14 protein-coding genes are annotated in these 15,053 nt (G+C 52.1%); 13 read left to right on the top strand and 1 reads right to left on the bottom strand.

Annotated elements, in window-relative coordinates; all coding sequences use genetic code 11:
• Positions 1-170: 170 nt before the first annotated feature.
• The gene (locus L1F29_RS27585) at positions 171-1,010 is read left to right on the top strand and encodes a phytanoyl-CoA dioxygenase family protein (protein WP_258385226.1); all 840 of its coding nucleotides are present in this window, start codon (positions 171-173) and stop codon (positions 1,008-1,010) included.
• Between the two features lie 124 nt (positions 1,011-1,134).
• The gene (locus L1F29_RS27575) at positions 1,135-1,293 is read left to right on the top strand and encodes a hypothetical protein (RefSeq protein WP_258385225.1); all 159 of its coding nucleotides are present in this window, start codon (positions 1,135-1,137) and stop codon (positions 1,291-1,293) included.
• Between the two features lie 23 nt (positions 1,294-1,316).
• Here L1F29_RS27575 and L1F29_RS27570 read toward each other — a convergent pair whose 3' ends face one another.
• Entirely contained in the window at positions 1,317-2,111 is a 795-nt protein-coding gene (locus tag L1F29_RS27570) for an AraC family transcriptional regulator (RefSeq protein ID WP_258385224.1), read from the bottom strand.
• A gap of 287 nt (positions 2,112-2,398) precedes the next feature.
• Between L1F29_RS27570 and L1F29_RS27565 the strand changes: the two genes are divergently transcribed.
• From L1F29_RS27565 to L1F29_RS27515, 11 genes are all read left to right on the top strand, one after another.
• On the top strand, positions 2,399-4,654 hold the full coding sequence (locus L1F29_RS27565; protein WP_258385223.1) for an FAD-dependent oxidoreductase: 2,256 nt from the start codon (positions 2,399-2,401) through the stop codon (positions 4,652-4,654).
• Positions 4,655-5,152: 498 nt separating this feature from the next.
• A complete protein-coding gene (locus L1F29_RS27560) occupies positions 5,153-5,665 on the top strand; it encodes an acyltransferase (RefSeq protein ID WP_258385222.1) in 513 nt (170 codons plus the stop codon).
• 723 nt (positions 5,666-6,388) lie between these two features.
• A complete protein-coding gene (locus L1F29_RS27555; protein WP_258385221.1) occupies positions 6,389-7,084 on the top strand; it encodes a sensor histidine kinase in 696 nt (231 codons plus the stop codon).
• Between the two features lie 5 nt (positions 7,085-7,089).
• Positions 7,090-7,758, top strand: coding sequence for a response regulator (locus tag L1F29_RS27550; protein WP_258385220.1), 669 nt, complete (start codon positions 7,090-7,092; stop codon positions 7,756-7,758).
• A 241-nt stretch (positions 7,759-7,999) separates the two neighbouring features.
• A complete protein-coding gene (locus L1F29_RS27545) occupies positions 8,000-8,758 on the top strand; it encodes a YveK family protein (RefSeq protein ID WP_258385219.1) in 759 nt (252 codons plus the stop codon).
• Entirely contained in the window at positions 8,739-9,380 is a 642-nt protein-coding gene (locus L1F29_RS27540; protein WP_258385218.1) for a CpsD/CapB family tyrosine-protein kinase, read from the top strand. The genes L1F29_RS27545 and L1F29_RS27540 overlap by 20 nt, the downstream gene beginning before the upstream one ends.
• A 258-nt stretch (positions 9,381-9,638) precedes the next feature.
• Entirely contained in the window at positions 9,639-10,538 is a 900-nt protein-coding gene (gene galU / locus L1F29_RS27535) for a UTP--glucose-1-phosphate uridylyltransferase GalU (protein ID WP_258385217.1), read from the top strand.
• Positions 10,522-11,214, top strand: coding sequence for a sugar transferase (locus tag L1F29_RS27530; protein WP_258389826.1), 693 nt, complete (start codon positions 10,522-10,524; stop codon positions 11,212-11,214). Before galU ends, L1F29_RS27530 begins: the two co-directional genes overlap by 17 nt.
• Before the next feature lie 21 nt (positions 11,215-11,235).
• Positions 11,236-12,492, top strand: a complete 1,257-nt coding sequence (locus L1F29_RS27525) for a glycosyltransferase (protein ID WP_258385216.1) — start codon at positions 11,236-11,238, stop codon at positions 12,490-12,492.
• The gene (locus L1F29_RS27520) at positions 12,492-13,835 is read left to right on the top strand and encodes an O-antigen ligase family protein (protein ID WP_258385215.1); all 1,344 of its coding nucleotides are present in this window, start codon (positions 12,492-12,494) and stop codon (positions 13,833-13,835) included. Before L1F29_RS27525 ends, L1F29_RS27520 begins: the two co-directional genes overlap by 1 nt.
• On the top strand, positions 13,832-15,052 hold the full coding sequence (locus tag L1F29_RS27515) for a glycosyltransferase family 4 protein (protein WP_258385214.1): 1,221 nt from the start codon (positions 13,832-13,834) through the stop codon (positions 15,050-15,052). The genes L1F29_RS27520 and L1F29_RS27515 overlap by 4 nt, the downstream gene beginning before the upstream one ends.
• The last annotated feature ends 1 nt before the right edge of the window (position 15,053 follow it).

Genomic DNA, 15,053 nt, shown 5'->3' with positions numbered 1-15,053 from the left:
CGGGAAGCTTTCTTTCGTGCCTGGTTGCCCTCCTGTTCAGAGAGTAGGCCGCGAACAATCGAGATGAATCGAAAGTCTATAAAGCCGGCTTAACCGTAGGCATGATCGTTTTTAGCTCGCGTAGTTGATGAGTCTGGAAGTATCGATAAAACTTTGAGGGGGGATGTACAATGACTGTTCAACTGGCCGTTCCGGAATTAGCCAAGCAGTTTCAAGAAGAGGGTTACTTGCTGCTTAAGGGCGTGTTGTCCGCGGATAAGGTGGCGCGGTTAAATGCCGCTATTGACGGAATATTGGCGGAAGAGCCGGAATCGCTCTCTTATAACGTTTATAACAGCGTAGAGCGTCATGACGAAATCGCCTCTTTAATCGATGAACCGGCCGTACTGCCGCTTATCGTTCAACTGCTTGGATACAACATCCAGCTGCACATTTCCCATCTGACCGTGCGGAAACCTAATCCGCAGGATATCAAGACGGCCACGGGCAGCTTCATCAACTGGCATCAAGACGGACCACATCCGCGGTTCCCGACCATCGATGGCCTTACTTCGACGTATTATATTAAAACTTGTTATATATTGAGTGATATGTCTGAGCCGGATCGCGGCAATACGAAGATCATCCCGCGTTCGCATAACCGTGTATACCGTCCCGATTCACAAAATGTACGCGATCAGCTGCCGGACGAAATTCAAATTTGCGGCATGCCGGGAGACGTTTTTATTTTTCCGCAAAATCTGTGGCATGCCGGGGCGCCGAACCGTTCCGGACATACGCGCCGTCAGCTGTTCCTCGGGTACAGCCCGATCTGGATACGCCCGATCGATTACCGGACCGCTTCGGAACGTCTGCTCAAGGATGCGAGTCCGATCCGCAGGCAGCTGCTCGGCGACATCAGCGACAACCCGTTCAACTATTATGTTCCGGATGATTCCATGATACCATTGAAGCAAATACTACCAGCAGAAAGCCCGGATTCGGAAGGCAGCGCATATAAGCAGGAATAACTGGCATATTACCTTGTCAAAGCGGGAACGGAGGCGGTATAACCGTGGCAACCAGACAAGAAGTGGCGGACCGGGCCGGAGTGTCCGTCGCCGTCGTCTCGTACGTATTAATAACCGCAATTTGGTGAAGGAGGCAACCCCGCGCAAGGCGCTGGATGCGATTGAACAGCTCGGTTATCGGCCAAATCAGACGGCGCGCAGCCTGAAGACGAAGAAATCGCAGCAGATTGCGGTTCTGGTTCCTGCCGCCTCCGGTGTTCACCGGAACCGGAACCGGTTCTAAGACGGCTTGAGGCCGTCTACGTTCTACACACGGCGGTTTTGACGGTATATGGAAGGGCTGATCCCTTTCTTGCGGCTGAACAAGCGGCTTAAGTAAAAGCCGTTCTCATACCCGCACATGTGAGCGATCCGATCGATGCTCAGCGCCGTCTCCTCCAGCAGCCGGCATGCCCGGTCGAGCCGCAGCCCGGTTACGAATTCAGTCGGCGTCATGCCGTATGCCGATTGGAATCCGCGGGTCAACTGCACGGGCGTCAGCCCGATAGCGTCCGCCAAGTTCCGCATGCTCAAGGCACTGTAAGCATTCGCGAGCAGATAATCCCGGGCGTGCTGAAAGTGCGAATCGACCGTCGGCGTCAGTCCGGCATTGATCTGAACAACCTGCTCCATAACCGCCATCCGCCACAAATCGTTTAATAGATGCTCTTCGCAGGAGCGAACAGCCCCGTCATCCTTGCCGTATGCCGGCAGTCTCCTCAAATAAGCGAAGTCGGAGGACAACCGTTCCGTATCCGATACGCTCAACTTGCCCGCCCATAAAGGCGTCTTACCGTTATCAGCTCCCGATTCCCAATGAAACTGCAGAAAATGAAAGGAAAGCGTCTCCAGCGTCTTCCGATAAAAAGACGTACCTGGCGGGCATAAAACCAAGTCGCCGAAACCGGCCTCTCCTTCATTCGGTCCGATCGCGAATGAGAACCGTCCTTCTTCGGCCGCAAACAGCGTCCAATACGGATAGCTGTCCCGTTCGAGCGCAAATTGCTTTTTCCGGTGCCAATAAACGTGACTTGCCAATCGGGCGAAACCTTCACCGTTCATGCCTAGTCCCTCCTGACTTCAACTGACTCCCAGCGGAGAGCCTTGCCTCTTGGTTTCAACTGACTCCCAGTGGAAATTATTACCTTCTACCTTCGATTAACCCTGGCAGAGAGCCTTGCTCCCTCTCATACAGACCGGTTGCTTTCGGTTGTCCCATATCTGATGATTCATCACATTTTTGAAATAAAGTATATGGTTTATTGTAATAGGATGCATGTTATTTGAAAAGAGGTTGCTATATGATGAAATAAAGGATATGAATAAAACTTGCAAAGGGGTGCGTACCGGTGAAGCAGGAGGTTGTTTATTCGGATATCACCGTAATTGGAGGCGGGTTGGCAGGCGTATGCGCGGCAGTTGCCGCAGCAAGAGCGGGTCAAACCGTGTCGCTTGTGCAGAACCGGCCGGTGCTCGGCGGCAATTCCAGCAGTGAAGTGCGGGTATGGGTGTGCGGCGCGACCGCACACGGAACGAACCGTTATGCGCGGGAAACAGGCATCATGGGCGAGATGTTCGTCGAGAACCAATTCCGCAATCCGGACGGGAATCCGTATTACTGGGATCTGGTCGTGCTGGAGACGGTGCGTGCGGAGCACAATATTACGCTGTTTCTGAACACCGACGTGCACGAGGTGGAGGCGGACGGCAGCGAGGCCGAACGGTCGATTAGGTCGGTTACCGGCTGGATGATGGGCTCGGAACGGCGGATCCGCTTCGAGAGCAGGATGTTCCTCGATTGCACCGGCGATGGTCTCGTCGGCTTTCTTGCCGGGGCGCAGTACCGGATCGGCCGGGAGGCAAGAGACGAATACGATGAAGATTGGGCGCCGCTTGCGGCAGACGGCATCACGCTGGGCAGCACCCTGCTGTTCTATACGAAAGACGCCGGACATCCGGTCAAATACGTCCCGCCGGGCTTTGCGGTAAATATCGCCGACACAACCATTCCGCTCAAACGGGTCATTCGCAGCGGAGACAATGGCTGCGCGTATTGGTGGATCGAGTGGGGCGGGGAGCTCGATACGGTTGACGATAATGAACGGATTCGCGACGAGCTGTGGTCCGTCATTTACGGCATATGGGATTTCATTAAAAACTCCGGTCAGTTCGATGCGCAGAACATGACGCTGGAGTGGGTCGGCTCGGTGCCGGGTAAACGCGAGTACCGCCGTTTTATCGGAGACTATGTATTAAACCAGAACGATATCGTGGCGCAGCGGGAGTTCGAAGACCGCGTCGCGTTCGGCGGCTGGTCGATCGATCTGCATCCGCCGCAAGGCGTATATTCAACCGAAAGCGGCTCCAAGCATCTGCATGCCGACGGCATTTATCATCTTCCGTTCCGCTCGCTCTATTCCGCGAATGTCTCCAACCTGATGATGGCCGGCCGCAATATCAGCGCTTCGCATGTGGCCTTCGGTACGACCCGCGTTATGGCGACCTGCGCCGTAATTGGCGAGGCGGCCGGATTAGGCGCAGCGCTAAGCGTTCGGAAAGGAATAACGCCGCGCGAGCTGCAACGGAACCATATGGGGGAGCTGCAGCAGACGCTGCTGCGCTGCGACGCGTCAGTCATTGGACTGCGCAACACGGATCCGGACGATCTTGCGCGACAGGTGGAGGTGACGGCATCGAGCACGCGCACGCGAATTGCGGTCGAACAGCCGATGGAATCGTATTCGCTTGAGGCTGATGTGGGTCTGCTCGTGCCGGCCGATCCGGAAATCGGCGGCCTTGAGCTGTTGATCGACGCGGAGGCTGATGCCGTGCTGGAAGCCGAGCTGTGGGACACCGGCCGCGGTGAAAACTATGTGCCTCATACGCGGATTTCGTCTGCTTCCGTCCGGGTTGCCAAAGGCGGCAACCAGTGGGTGAGACTCGATCTGAGCTGGCGTCCGGCAGCGGCGCAGAACGCTTTTATTATTATTAAGGCGAACGGGAAGCTCTCGCTCGGTCTGTCCGATCAGCCGCATACGGGCGTGCTGGCTTTTCTGAAAGGTCCGAAGCCGGTCGTCTCGTCAGAGCTGGAGGATCATCAGCCGGGTCAGCCCGTCGTTCAGTGGAGCATGCGTCCGTTTGCCCGCAAAACGTTTTGCTTCCGGCTGGTTTCTCCGACGCAGGCATTCTCGCCGGACAAAGCGGTCGACGGCTATAACCGGCCGTATGCCGGTCCGCATATGTGGTCATCCGCACCGATGCAGGCCGGAGTGGACGAATGGCTGGAGCTCAGTTGGCCGGATCCGGTCAACGTGCGGACGGTTCACCTGACGTTCAACGACGATGTTAACGAGGATTTGATCAATCTGCATCATCACCGCACGCCGTTTGAAGTTATTCCCGAGCTGGTCCGCAATTATACCGTGCAGGCGGAGTCGAACGGAGAGTGGGTGACGATCGCCAAGGGGATCGACAACCGCAAGCGCAAACAGGTGCATAAGCTTGACGCGGTTATGGCTGCAAGTCGGCTTCGCATCACGGTACAGTCCGTCAACGGCGCCTGCCATGCTGAAATCGTCGAGGTCAGAGTGTACGCGCAGCTTTAATTGTGAAAGAGCATCCGAACGGATGCTCTTTTTTCGTGTTGCCTGCACTCCGAGCTCACGGCAGGAGAGTATGCGGAGATTCTCATCAACTTGTAAATGATCATTACAGACACAAAAAGGGTCTTTCTATCCATTCCTATTTCCGCTGGAATACGATATTTCTAAATCATGAACGGCAAGGGGGGAACAGAGAGGGTGGCTCCTTCAGCGCATTTCATTCGCCAGCAACTAATTGATCGAGCGGAACCGCCGGAAGAGAGAACAGCAGCAGCCATATTGTGTTCGGTCTCCTCTGGCAGCTTGCTGAATTTGCGTCATATTTTTACGTCCGGCACAAATAATGATGCCATGAACACACAAGTTATTAAATTATTTTTGAGATTTGCGATTTTTCATGTTTCATATGCATACCGCTGTGGGTAAATGCTTGCCGAAACATAAACTGATGTTGGAGGTCGAATCATGATGTTTGTCAATGCGTTCAGGAAGTTTAAATGGATGATCAGATTTGGAAAAGGGGGTCACAGTCTGCGAGAACTTCCTTGGATTAAAGGAAAGCTGTACGTGAACAAATCGGGGACGATTCGAATAGGGAAACGAGTTCGATTCGTTGGAAAACCTTGGGCAACGCAGCTTACCGTAGAAACAGGAGCAGTATTGGAAATCGGCGATAATACGTTTATCAATGCAGGTGTCGGCATAGCCGCCCGTCACCGCGTTACGATCGGAGCCAATGTCAAAATCGGCCCTCGTACCAGCATCCTCGACAGTACCTATCATCAATTGGACGTTAACGACGATCCGGGTTCGAGCAAGCCGATCGTCATTCGGAACAATGTATGGATCGGAACGCGGTGCACGATCCTTCCCGGCGTGACAATCGGCGAGAACTCGGTCGTCGCCGCCGGTAGCATCGTGAATAAAGACGTTCCCAAAAATGTCCTTGTTGCCGGAATACCGGCAAAAATAATCCGTGAGCTCGAAATTCCAGAAGGATGGATCAGGCAGTAACGACTCGCCGCGAGAGAAAAAAATAACGGATCTCATTTGCTCGATATCCAACATTTTTTCTCTCATAAATCTAATCGTTTCCGATTTATTTTGTGCAAAAGCACCATGCCTAATACCACTATTTGGGCAGAGGGTGGATGGTGAATACAAAATTTACATAAAATTCTATGGGGATATTTATATAGGTCGTATGAAAATAACATTAATTGTGTCTAATTTGTGTCCGAAGCTATAAACTGGCGTCAACCGATGCCATACCAAGTGCTTCGAATTCATGGTTCAGTATGGGTAATGAGGCCTGCGCGCCCGACACATACTGTAACATCTCAAAAGCGAAATTAAGAAACGCTTTCAAACCTTAAAGATTTCTTTCAAATTCTGCAATCCTGCAAATTTCCGCTCCGAGTCCGCGAAAGGGTCGAAGCTTCGAAAAAAGAGATCAATCGACAAAAGCTATACGAAGGAATTGAGACCAAAGTCACTGTTAACATGTGGATGTTCGATTAACAAATTCGGTACTCCTGTAGCATGTCCATGACAATTCCCACGAGATATGTTGAGAATAGAAAGCGTTGTCAAAAAATGAGATATATGACGAATACATTAGGGATTTCTCATTATTCGCAGCGCATTTGATCATTCCGGGAAGGTCAAGATCACAGGTTTGCTGAATTTTACGACGGCAATTGTGTTCAATGTGCGGCAAGAAAGGTGATGATAACGATGACAATTCAGATCGAATCCAAACGGCTTCTTATTGAGGAGCGAAACCGGATCGCCGAGGAGCTTCACGATTGCGTTTCCCAGCATTTGTTCGGTATCATTTACGCCATCCATTCCATGAAATGCGGCTGGAAAGACATGACCGAAGAACAAAAGCTGGAGCAGATGAAGGAAATCCAGGAAGCGGCCTCGTCGGCTTCCGGTGAACTGCGGGCCACGATTCACAGCCTTAGCTCATCCAAGAGCGGAAAAGCCTCCTGGATCGGAATTATCAAATCACATTTGGCCAATCAGGCCAAGCTCAACGGTATCAGCATCGATTTTCAAGCTCCCAAATCCTGCAGCCTCCTATCCATCAACCACCAGAAAGCTTTGTACCGAATCATTTTGGAAGGGGTGGGAAATGCGATCCGCCACGGCGAGAGCAGCTGCGTGCACGTCGAGTTGACCCTGAAGCAAGATGCCGTCAAACTCATGATTGAAGACAATGGGGTCGGTTTTGACGTCAGGTCTAAGATGAACAAAACCAATTCCGGCTTCGGGTTATGCAATATGCATGCGCTGGCCGTATCGCTTGGTGGCACTTTTGATATCGTGAGCAAGGAAGGATTCGGAACCCGGATACTTCTCTGGTTGCCGCTGGCCGACGTTGTCAACGCAAATGAAGCAACCAGTCAAAATACGAAAAGCGGGTGATACGCATGAAGGTCGTTATCGTTGATGACCATCCATTGGTCCGAAAAGGGTTGATTGCCGTTCTTGCAAATGAAGAGGAAATCGAAGTCGTCGGGGTATCGGAGGGGGTAGAAGATGCGCTGGAGACGATAGAGAGGACGGAGCCTGATTTGGCGATTATCGATATCAGGCTCGGAGATCAATCCGGGTTCGAATTGGTGGAAAATCTCCGTCATCTTCCATGCCGTTTCATCATGCTCACTTCGTCTGCGGCGGAATTTGATGTTCGCAGGGCCGAGGAGAGCGGCGCCGACGGCTATGTGTTGAAGGATTCAATGCCTGAGGAGCTCCTGCTCGCCATCAAAATGGTTGGCAGGGGACGAAAATACTTCGATCAAGGTCTCATGGAAGTGTTGATCCGGAAGGAAGCGGACGATCCGCTCGAGAAGCTGACGCCGAAGGAGAGAGAAGTGTTGATCTCGCTCGGCGAAGGATTGTCTAACGGCGCTATGGCGAAGAAGCTGATGAATAGCGAATTCACGGTCAAGAAACATGTCAGCCGCATCTTTCAAAAATTAAATCTGAGCGATCGCACCCAAGCTGCCCTTTATGCGCAGTCGCGGGGCATGGCGACTTATTCGCCGCCGGAGGATCGAGGAGAAGAGAATTTCGATACGACTGGTACTAAAGTGTAACAAGCATTAGCTCGGATGTGGCAGAAGGAAGTACGACGGGAGTATAAATAAAATCATCCTGCCGTGTAATAGTTTTGTAAGGCTTTGAAGCTTTAGAATGAAAGAGAAAAAAGAAACATGCTGAAATTTGATGAATGAACGCAGTAACCGAACGACGAAAAGAGTCAATAATAGTCGGAATATTCAGAAAAAAAGTTTTGTTCATCTCGAAATGAACGAAATCAGTATCGGAGGAAGCACCTTGGAATTGCTACGATATTGGAGTTTTATCAGAAGAAAGCTATGGATGATTGCGCTGATCACGATTGTCAGCTGTACGGCTGTCGGCTATTACTCAAATCATTTCCTGCAGCCGCAATATGAGGCCTCCGCCGAACTGATCGTCAACAATCCGCAAGCGGACCCCAAAACCCAAGTTTCGAATGTCGATGTCGGATCCATCAACTCCAACATCATGCTGATCAAAACCTATAAGGAAATTATCCGATCACCTCGTATAATGACGAAAGTCGCGACGCAATATCCTGAATTGCACGCGACCGCAGATGAACTCATAGCGAAAATCAGCGTCAGCTCCATGAATGAAACCCAGGTGATGTCCATATCCGCCAGGGACAATTCTTACGGGCGGGCGGCTAAGATGGCAAATGCCGTTTCGAAAGTATTCCAACAGGAAGTTCGCACGCTCATGAAGTTGGATAACGTGTCCGTCCTGAACTGGGCCGATACGACGAAGCAGTCGGGAGCGATATCGCCAAATACGACGATGAACATTATGGTCGCCTTTATAGTGTCAACGATGATCGGAATCGGTATTGCTTTCGTTCTCGATCAGCTGGATAACACGGTTAAAAACGAAGAAGACATCAGGACGCTGCTCGGGATTCCCGCATTGGGGGCAATTCCCAAGGCGAAAAGACGCGATTTGTCCGATCAGCGCAATAAACCGCAGATCATGAATCTGGCAGGGGGGAAAGAAAATGTCACGCTCGATTCTTAAACAGCGTTTAATTACCGAGTACCCGACCTCGACGATTTCGGATGCTTATCGCAGCCTGAGGGCCAACATTGAATTCTCTATCCGGGGCGAGGCATTGCAAACCATCTCGGTTACGTCCGCTCTGCCCGGCGAAGGCAAAAGCACGGTCACGGCCAGCGTCGCCGTGGCTTATGCCCAGACGAGCAGGAGAGTGCTGATCATTGATGCGGATCTGCGGAAGCCCGCCCAACATGAGCTGTTCGGGCTATCCAACCGTCACGGATTGAGCACGGCGCTAACGAAGCGCAGCGGGCTCAACGATGTGATTCAGCGAACGAATATCGATCATCTCGAGGTGCTTACGGCAGGCCCCCTCCCTTCGAATCCATCCGAGCTGCTGGAATCGATATCCATGACGGAATTGCTGGAAACGTCGAAGGAACGGTTCGACATCGTTTTCATCGATACGCCTTCGATCATGACCTTGTCGGATGCGCTGGTCGTGGCTAGCAAGAGCGATGGCGTTGTACTGGTCATGAAAGCAGGAAAAGTGAAAAACGAAATTTTGCTAGAGTCGAAAGCTGCGTTGGATTATGGACAAGTAAAGATTATCGGCGCTGTATTGAATAACGTCAATCGTTAATCGTTATCGTTATAACCAGTTGGTTATTAGGAAATGTCTCCTGCTCCTCTATCACCGGAGGCACTCGGTCATGCTGTGGGTTAGCCAACCTTAGACGTTAATTGTCAAGGGTATGACGTGAGGATGGGTTGAATGCCCGCTTCTCTATGTTTTATCTGAAATTACGAGCTATGTTTACTCAAACTGGAGAAAACATAGCTCGTATTTTTAGCATCATAAAAAACAGATGGACAGAAAAAACGGATAGGGTGAGATCATATGAAAAAAGTGAGAAAAGCGATTATCCCAGCGGCTGGACTCGGTACCCGATTTCTGCCCGCAACCAAAGCGATGCCAAAAGAAATGCTTCCAATCGTCGATAAGCCAACCATTCAGTATATCGTGGAAGAAGCGATCGCATCCGGCATTGAGGACATTATCATCGTCACAGGCAAAGGGAAAAGGGCAATCGAAGATCACTTTGACATCGCCTTTGAGCTTGAGCAGTCGCTGGAGGAAAAAGGGAAGCTGGATACTCTTAAGAAGGTCCGGCAGTCCTCGAACGTTGAAGTTCACTATATCCGTCAGAAAGAGGCGAAAGGACTGGGACATGCCGTATGGTGCGCGCGGAATTTCATAGGCGACGAACCGTTTGCGGTGCTGCTCGGCGACGACATCGTTCAGTCTGACGTTCCTTGCACCAGACAGCTGATCGAGCAATATGAGCAAACGGGAAGGTCGGTCATCGGCGTTCAGACCGTCTCCCCCGAACAGACGGATCGTTACGGCATCGTGGATCCGCTCGAGAAATTCGAACGTCTCTACAAAATTAACCGTTTCGTGGAGAAGCCTCCAAAGGGACAAGAACCGTCGAATTTGGCGATTATGGGCCGCTATGTGCTGACCCCCGAGATCTTTGATTATTTGGGCAGACACGAGACCGGATCGGGCGGTGAAATTCAACTGACCGATGCGATTCAAAAATTGAATGAAGATATCGGCGTCTATGCTTATGATTTTGAAGGCATTCGCTACGATGTCGGCGAGAAGCTCGGGTTCATCATGACGACGGTCGAATTCGCCCTTCGTAACAGCGAACTCAGATATACCCTCTTCGAAGCGCTTGAGAGAATGCTCGAACGAGAGAAAGTGAGTGAGCATAATGGCCCAGCGGTATGATCAGGATGCGATCATAAAGTTATCGGAATACGATTCTATCCGGCTTGAGCTGGCGAAAGACGGCGATCTTGTTTCCTACAACGTGGTCAAACGGATGATCGACATTTCGGGCGCGCTCCTTGGGATCCTGTTTTTTATACCGCTGTTTATGCTCGTCGCGCTCCTGATCAAGCTGGAAGATCCGAAAGGGTCGGTGTTTTTCTATCAGACCCGCATTGGCAAGGGAGAGAAGCCCTTCAGAATGTTCAAGTTCCGCTCTATGGTATCGAACGCGGAGGAAAAGCTGAAGGACCTGCTCAATCAGAACGAAATTCAAGGCGCGATGTTCAAGATGAAGGACGATCCACGCATCACAAGAGTCGGAAAATTCATCCGAAAAACGAGCATCGACGAACTGCCGCAGCTTATCAATGTGCTAATAGGCGACATGTCGCTGGTCGGTCCACGGCCGCCGCTGGTAAGAGAAGTGGCGGAGTATTCGGAATACGACAAGCTTCGGTTGACCGTTACGTCCGGCTGCACGGGCCTCTGGCAGGTGAGCGGGCGCAATAAGCTCAGTTTCGAGCAAATGGTCGAGCTTGATTTGAAATATATCCAAAACAGAAGCATTGTGGGGGATTTGAAGATCATTTTCAAAACATTCAAGCTCCTTATCGGGGCGAAGGACGCTTTTTAACGGATGGGACGGGGGATTGCGATGAAGAAAATCATGTTTATTACGAACCGGCTTCCCTTCCCGAATACGGACGGACGGAAAAACATGCTGCTGCAGTACATCCGTCAAATGAAGGAGATTTATCCCGACAGCGAGCTCGCCAACTTATCCTTCGTGGACGACGCCAAGTATCTAAAGGACCGCCCGGACGAGATCGACCGGCTGGTTTGCCTCGAGCTGCCTGGTCTGGCCGAGAAGCTGTACAATATTGCGGTCTATTCGCTGCTCTTAAGAAAATGGCCGCTCCAGGTATCCCTCTATTATTCCCGGAAAACGCACCGGAAAGTAAAAGACATTATCAAAGCCGAGCAGCCGGAATTCATCTTATACGACATGGTGCGGGTAGCGGAATATATGTCGGACGAACAAGGCCAAAAGGTGCTCAGCTATGACGATCTGTTGTCGCTGCGCTATCGGCGGCAACTCGAATGGTTTCAATACATTCCGTCGGTATTCGGCGGCTTCACGGGCAAGCTGCCCGGCGGCATGAAGCGATTGGCGGATATGAAGTTTATCCAGAAATGGCTGATCGACTTCGAAAGCAGGCTGCTTGGCAAATACGAGATACGAGTGGCTTCGCTCTTTCATCATCTCGTGTTCACCTCGCCGGTCGAAGCGGAAAGCTTCCAAAAGCTCACCCGTCACGAATCGTGCTACGGTATTCCGATGAAGTTCGACCCGGATCAAACCAGGGGCAAGGGGCCTCGGCGTTACGATCGAAATAAGCTGGTATTCGTAGGGAAGATGGATATCCCGCATAACAGCTCCGCCGTCGCTTACTTCTGCGAGAGGGTATGGCCGAGCATCAAACGGCAGGCGCCGGAGACGACGTTCTACATCGTCGGGAAGAATCCAACCGCCGATGTGCTGCGCCTGCAGGAGACTTACCCAGGCGTTATCGTGACCGGGGAAGTGGACGACGTGAAGCGGGTCGTAGGCGATTCGGCGCTGATGATCGCTCCGATGCTGTTCGGGACGGGCATTAAAACGAAGATCGTCGAGGCCATGTCCTGGGGCGTTCCGGTCGTGACCAATCAGATCGGCAGCGAAGGGATCGACGCGAACCATGGAGAGGACTTGTTCGTCTGCGATTCGGACGAGGAAATCGTTCGGAACGTGCTGCTTTTGCTGAACAACGATGAGCTCAATGAGAAGGTATCGCGCAATTCGGTCCGCTACGTGGTCAGCCATTTCAGCAGCTCCGCGACCCTTAAAAACATGGAGCTGATTCTATCATAGTGCCTTATATCGCCAACCATGCAAAAGCAGCCATGGTTCGAAAGCTCATTATCGTGCTGTTTCTCTTCTCGATCGCGGTCCTCTCGTACGATAGTTTGCCGTATTTCCACTTTTCAGTGTACCGTCCGCTTTCCATGTTTTCGATGTTCGCCGCCTCGTTTTTGCTGCTGTTTACCGGATACCGGTTCAAAACGGGAGATTACTTTTTGCTGGCATTCGCGATGTACAGCATCGGACATTCCCTGGTCGTATCCATCGGCTACGAGGACTTGGGCAGCAGCTTCAAGCATGTGATTACGCTGTTGTTCGGCCTATCTATGTACCGGACGTCAGTTTATATCGCTCAGCAGACGAAAGAGGATCCCGCCCTGATCGGATGGATCGCCAAAAGCCTGATGGTCGCATTCGTGCCGCCGCTCGCGGCCGGCTTTCTCCAGCTGCTGGATTCGCTGTTCCTCCACAGCGGATTCTCCGGAGCCTTCACCGGATTGTTCTCGGAGAAGGTGTATAAGGGCAGGATTCAAATGCTGTCGGGCGAGCCTTCCTGGGCTGCAATCCACATGCTGAGCGGCGGTCTTCTGATGCTCTTCCTGTTCAAACAGGGCTACCGACGACAATTGCCGCTGCTGATCGGCACCGCCGTGCTGACGGTGCTGTCGTTCTCGGCCTATGCCTACAGCGTATTGCTGACCGCGCTGCTGATCTATGTGTTCATTACGAATAAGAACCGCGGGAAAATACTGCTCGTGCTGGCCGTCTGTGTCCTTGTCATCGTGGTCGGCGTCCCTTATTTGCTCGAGACGTTCCACGTTAGCGGCTATTTTACGGATCGCTTTCAATTTAATTTCGATCATTTGATCAAAACGGACAATTCCCTTTTCATTCGGGTCTTTTTCCCGGCGATCGGCTTCATCGAGTTTGCGCACCACCCGATATTCGGCGTGGGAGGCGGCTATTATTACAAGGAATTCGCGGATCTCCTGCTCAAGCATTTCAGCAATGGGCTGATATTCGAGGAAGTGTCCGATATCGTATTCAACCGTCCGGAAATGGCGACGTCGCGGAACTTGCTGTCAAAGGTATTCGCCGAGGAAGGTTTGGTCGGCGCCATGTTGTTCTTGGGCTTTATGGCATCGATCTTAAAGAGCGCTAAAGGGAACCCGTACGCAAAATTCGCTTTTGCGCTGTGCGTTTCGCTCGTCATGAATTTCGATTCCTATTCCTTCGTGAACTTTTGGCTGTTAGTCGGGTTCATTCGCGGCGGCTTCTTCGATGGACTATCGGCTGTACAGGAGACCGGAATGGATACGCAGAGCATGAAGGGAATGAAACGTGTCGCATGAAAATCGTGGTTGTAAACAGTCTTTATACGCCGCATATCATTGGCGGCGCTGAAATTTCGACGCAAATCCTGGCGGAAACGCTCGTCCCCGCGGCCGAAGTTCACGTGCTGACGGTAGGGGGGCAGAAACGAAGCGCCGGCATAGAGTCGGAGGTGATTAACGGGGTAACCGTGCACCGCCTGCCTTACAACAATCTGTATTGGATCGGCGAAGGGTACAATGCCGGGACGTTTAAGAAAATGCTCCGGCGATTGATCGATCTGTACAATCCGGTTCAGATCCGGGACGTTCGCAAGCTTCTGAATAAGATCAGCCCGGATCTGATTCATACCCAAAATTTATCCGGGTTCGGCGCAGCGATTTGGACGTCGGCGGAGGCGGGCGTGCCGATCGTGCATACGCTCCGGGATTATTCGCTCCTCTCGCCGGTCAGCTCGCCGATCGCAAACCCGGCGCTGGCGCGGATGTATCACTTAAGCTCCCTCGCCGTCAGCAAGCGGGTGTCTGCGGTCGTCGGCATCTCTTCGCACATCCTGAAGCGCCATACGAATGCCGGGCTGTTCCCGAATGCGGCCAAGTTGGTCATTCCGAACGTCGTGGACGGCTATATCGCCGGCGCTTCGAAAGATTTCGACCGCAAGCCGCTTCGCATTGGCTATTTCGGAAGAATCGAGTCCGAGAAAGGCGTCCGCGAGCTGGTCGAAGCGGTCCATTCCCTCCCGCGTGAGATGGTGGAACAGGTCATCATCTGCGGCGAAGGGGGCCTTCGGCAATATCTTGTCGAGCTCTGCCGCAGCGACGATCGTTTCGTGTTCACCGGCAAGGTTACGCCGAAGGAAGCACGCGGCTTCATGGCGAAGGCCGACGTCACGTTCGTTCCCTCGATATGGGAGGAGCCGTTCGGCCGGGTGATCATCGAATCCTATCAAGTCGGCACGCCCGTATACGCTTCGGCCGTAGGAGGCATTCCGGATGCCGTCTGGAATCCGGACGACTTCCTGTTCAAGCCAGGGAGCGCGGACGCGATCAAGGAGAAAATCGCGGCGTTTTACGACTTGTCGGGCGACGAGAAACGAAGCATTCAAGCGCAATGCCTGAAGCATTGCAGCGGGTTTACGAAGGGATCGCTGCTGGAAAATCACCTTGCTCTCTACGCGCGAATAACGGAATCAGGCAGCCATCCATACACGTTAGCAGCCGCAAACGGGAGGTCATGAA

The organism is Paenibacillus spongiae (assembly GCF_024734895.1).
Taxonomy (GTDB): Bacteria; Bacillota; Bacilli; order Paenibacillales; family Paenibacillaceae; genus Paenibacillus_Z; species Paenibacillus_Z spongiae.
The sequence above is the reverse complement of the archived record's forward strand: the minus strand, read 5'-3'. Positions and strand labels throughout refer to the sequence as shown.

Excerpts from the sequence above, each read along its gene's own strand:
- L1F29_RS27585 (WP_258385226.1), top strand. The coding sequence starts at position 171 with ATGACTGTTCAACTGGCCGTTCCGGAATTAGCCAAGCAGTTTCAAGAA.
- L1F29_RS27570 (WP_258385224.1), bottom strand. The coding sequence starts at position 2,111 with ATGAACGGTGAAGGTTTCGCCCGATTGGCAAGTCACGTTTATTGGCAC.
- L1F29_RS27560 (WP_258385222.1), top strand. The coding sequence starts at position 5,153 with ATGATCAGATTTGGAAAAGGGGGTCACAGTCTGCGAGAACTTCCTTGG.
- L1F29_RS27555 (WP_258385221.1), top strand. The coding sequence starts at position 6,389 with ATGACAATTCAGATCGAATCCAAACGGCTTCTTATTGAGGAGCGAAAC.
- L1F29_RS27550 (WP_258385220.1), top strand. The coding sequence starts at position 7,090 with ATGAAGGTCGTTATCGTTGATGACCATCCATTGGTCCGAAAAGGGTTG.
- L1F29_RS27540 (WP_258385218.1), top strand. The coding sequence starts at position 8,739 with ATGTCACGCTCGATTCTTAAACAGCGTTTAATTACCGAGTACCCGACC.
- galU (WP_258385217.1), top strand. The coding sequence starts at position 9,639 with ATGAAAAAAGTGAGAAAAGCGATTATCCCAGCGGCTGGACTCGGTACC.
- L1F29_RS27530 (WP_258389826.1), top strand. The coding sequence starts at position 10,522 with ATGGCCCAGCGGTATGATCAGGATGCGATCATAAAGTTATCGGAATAC.
- L1F29_RS27525 (WP_258385216.1), top strand. The coding sequence starts at position 11,236 with ATGAAGAAAATCATGTTTATTACGAACCGGCTTCCCTTCCCGAATACG.
- L1F29_RS27515 (WP_258385214.1), top strand. The coding sequence starts at position 13,832 with ATGAAAATCGTGGTTGTAAACAGTCTTTATACGCCGCATATCATTGGC.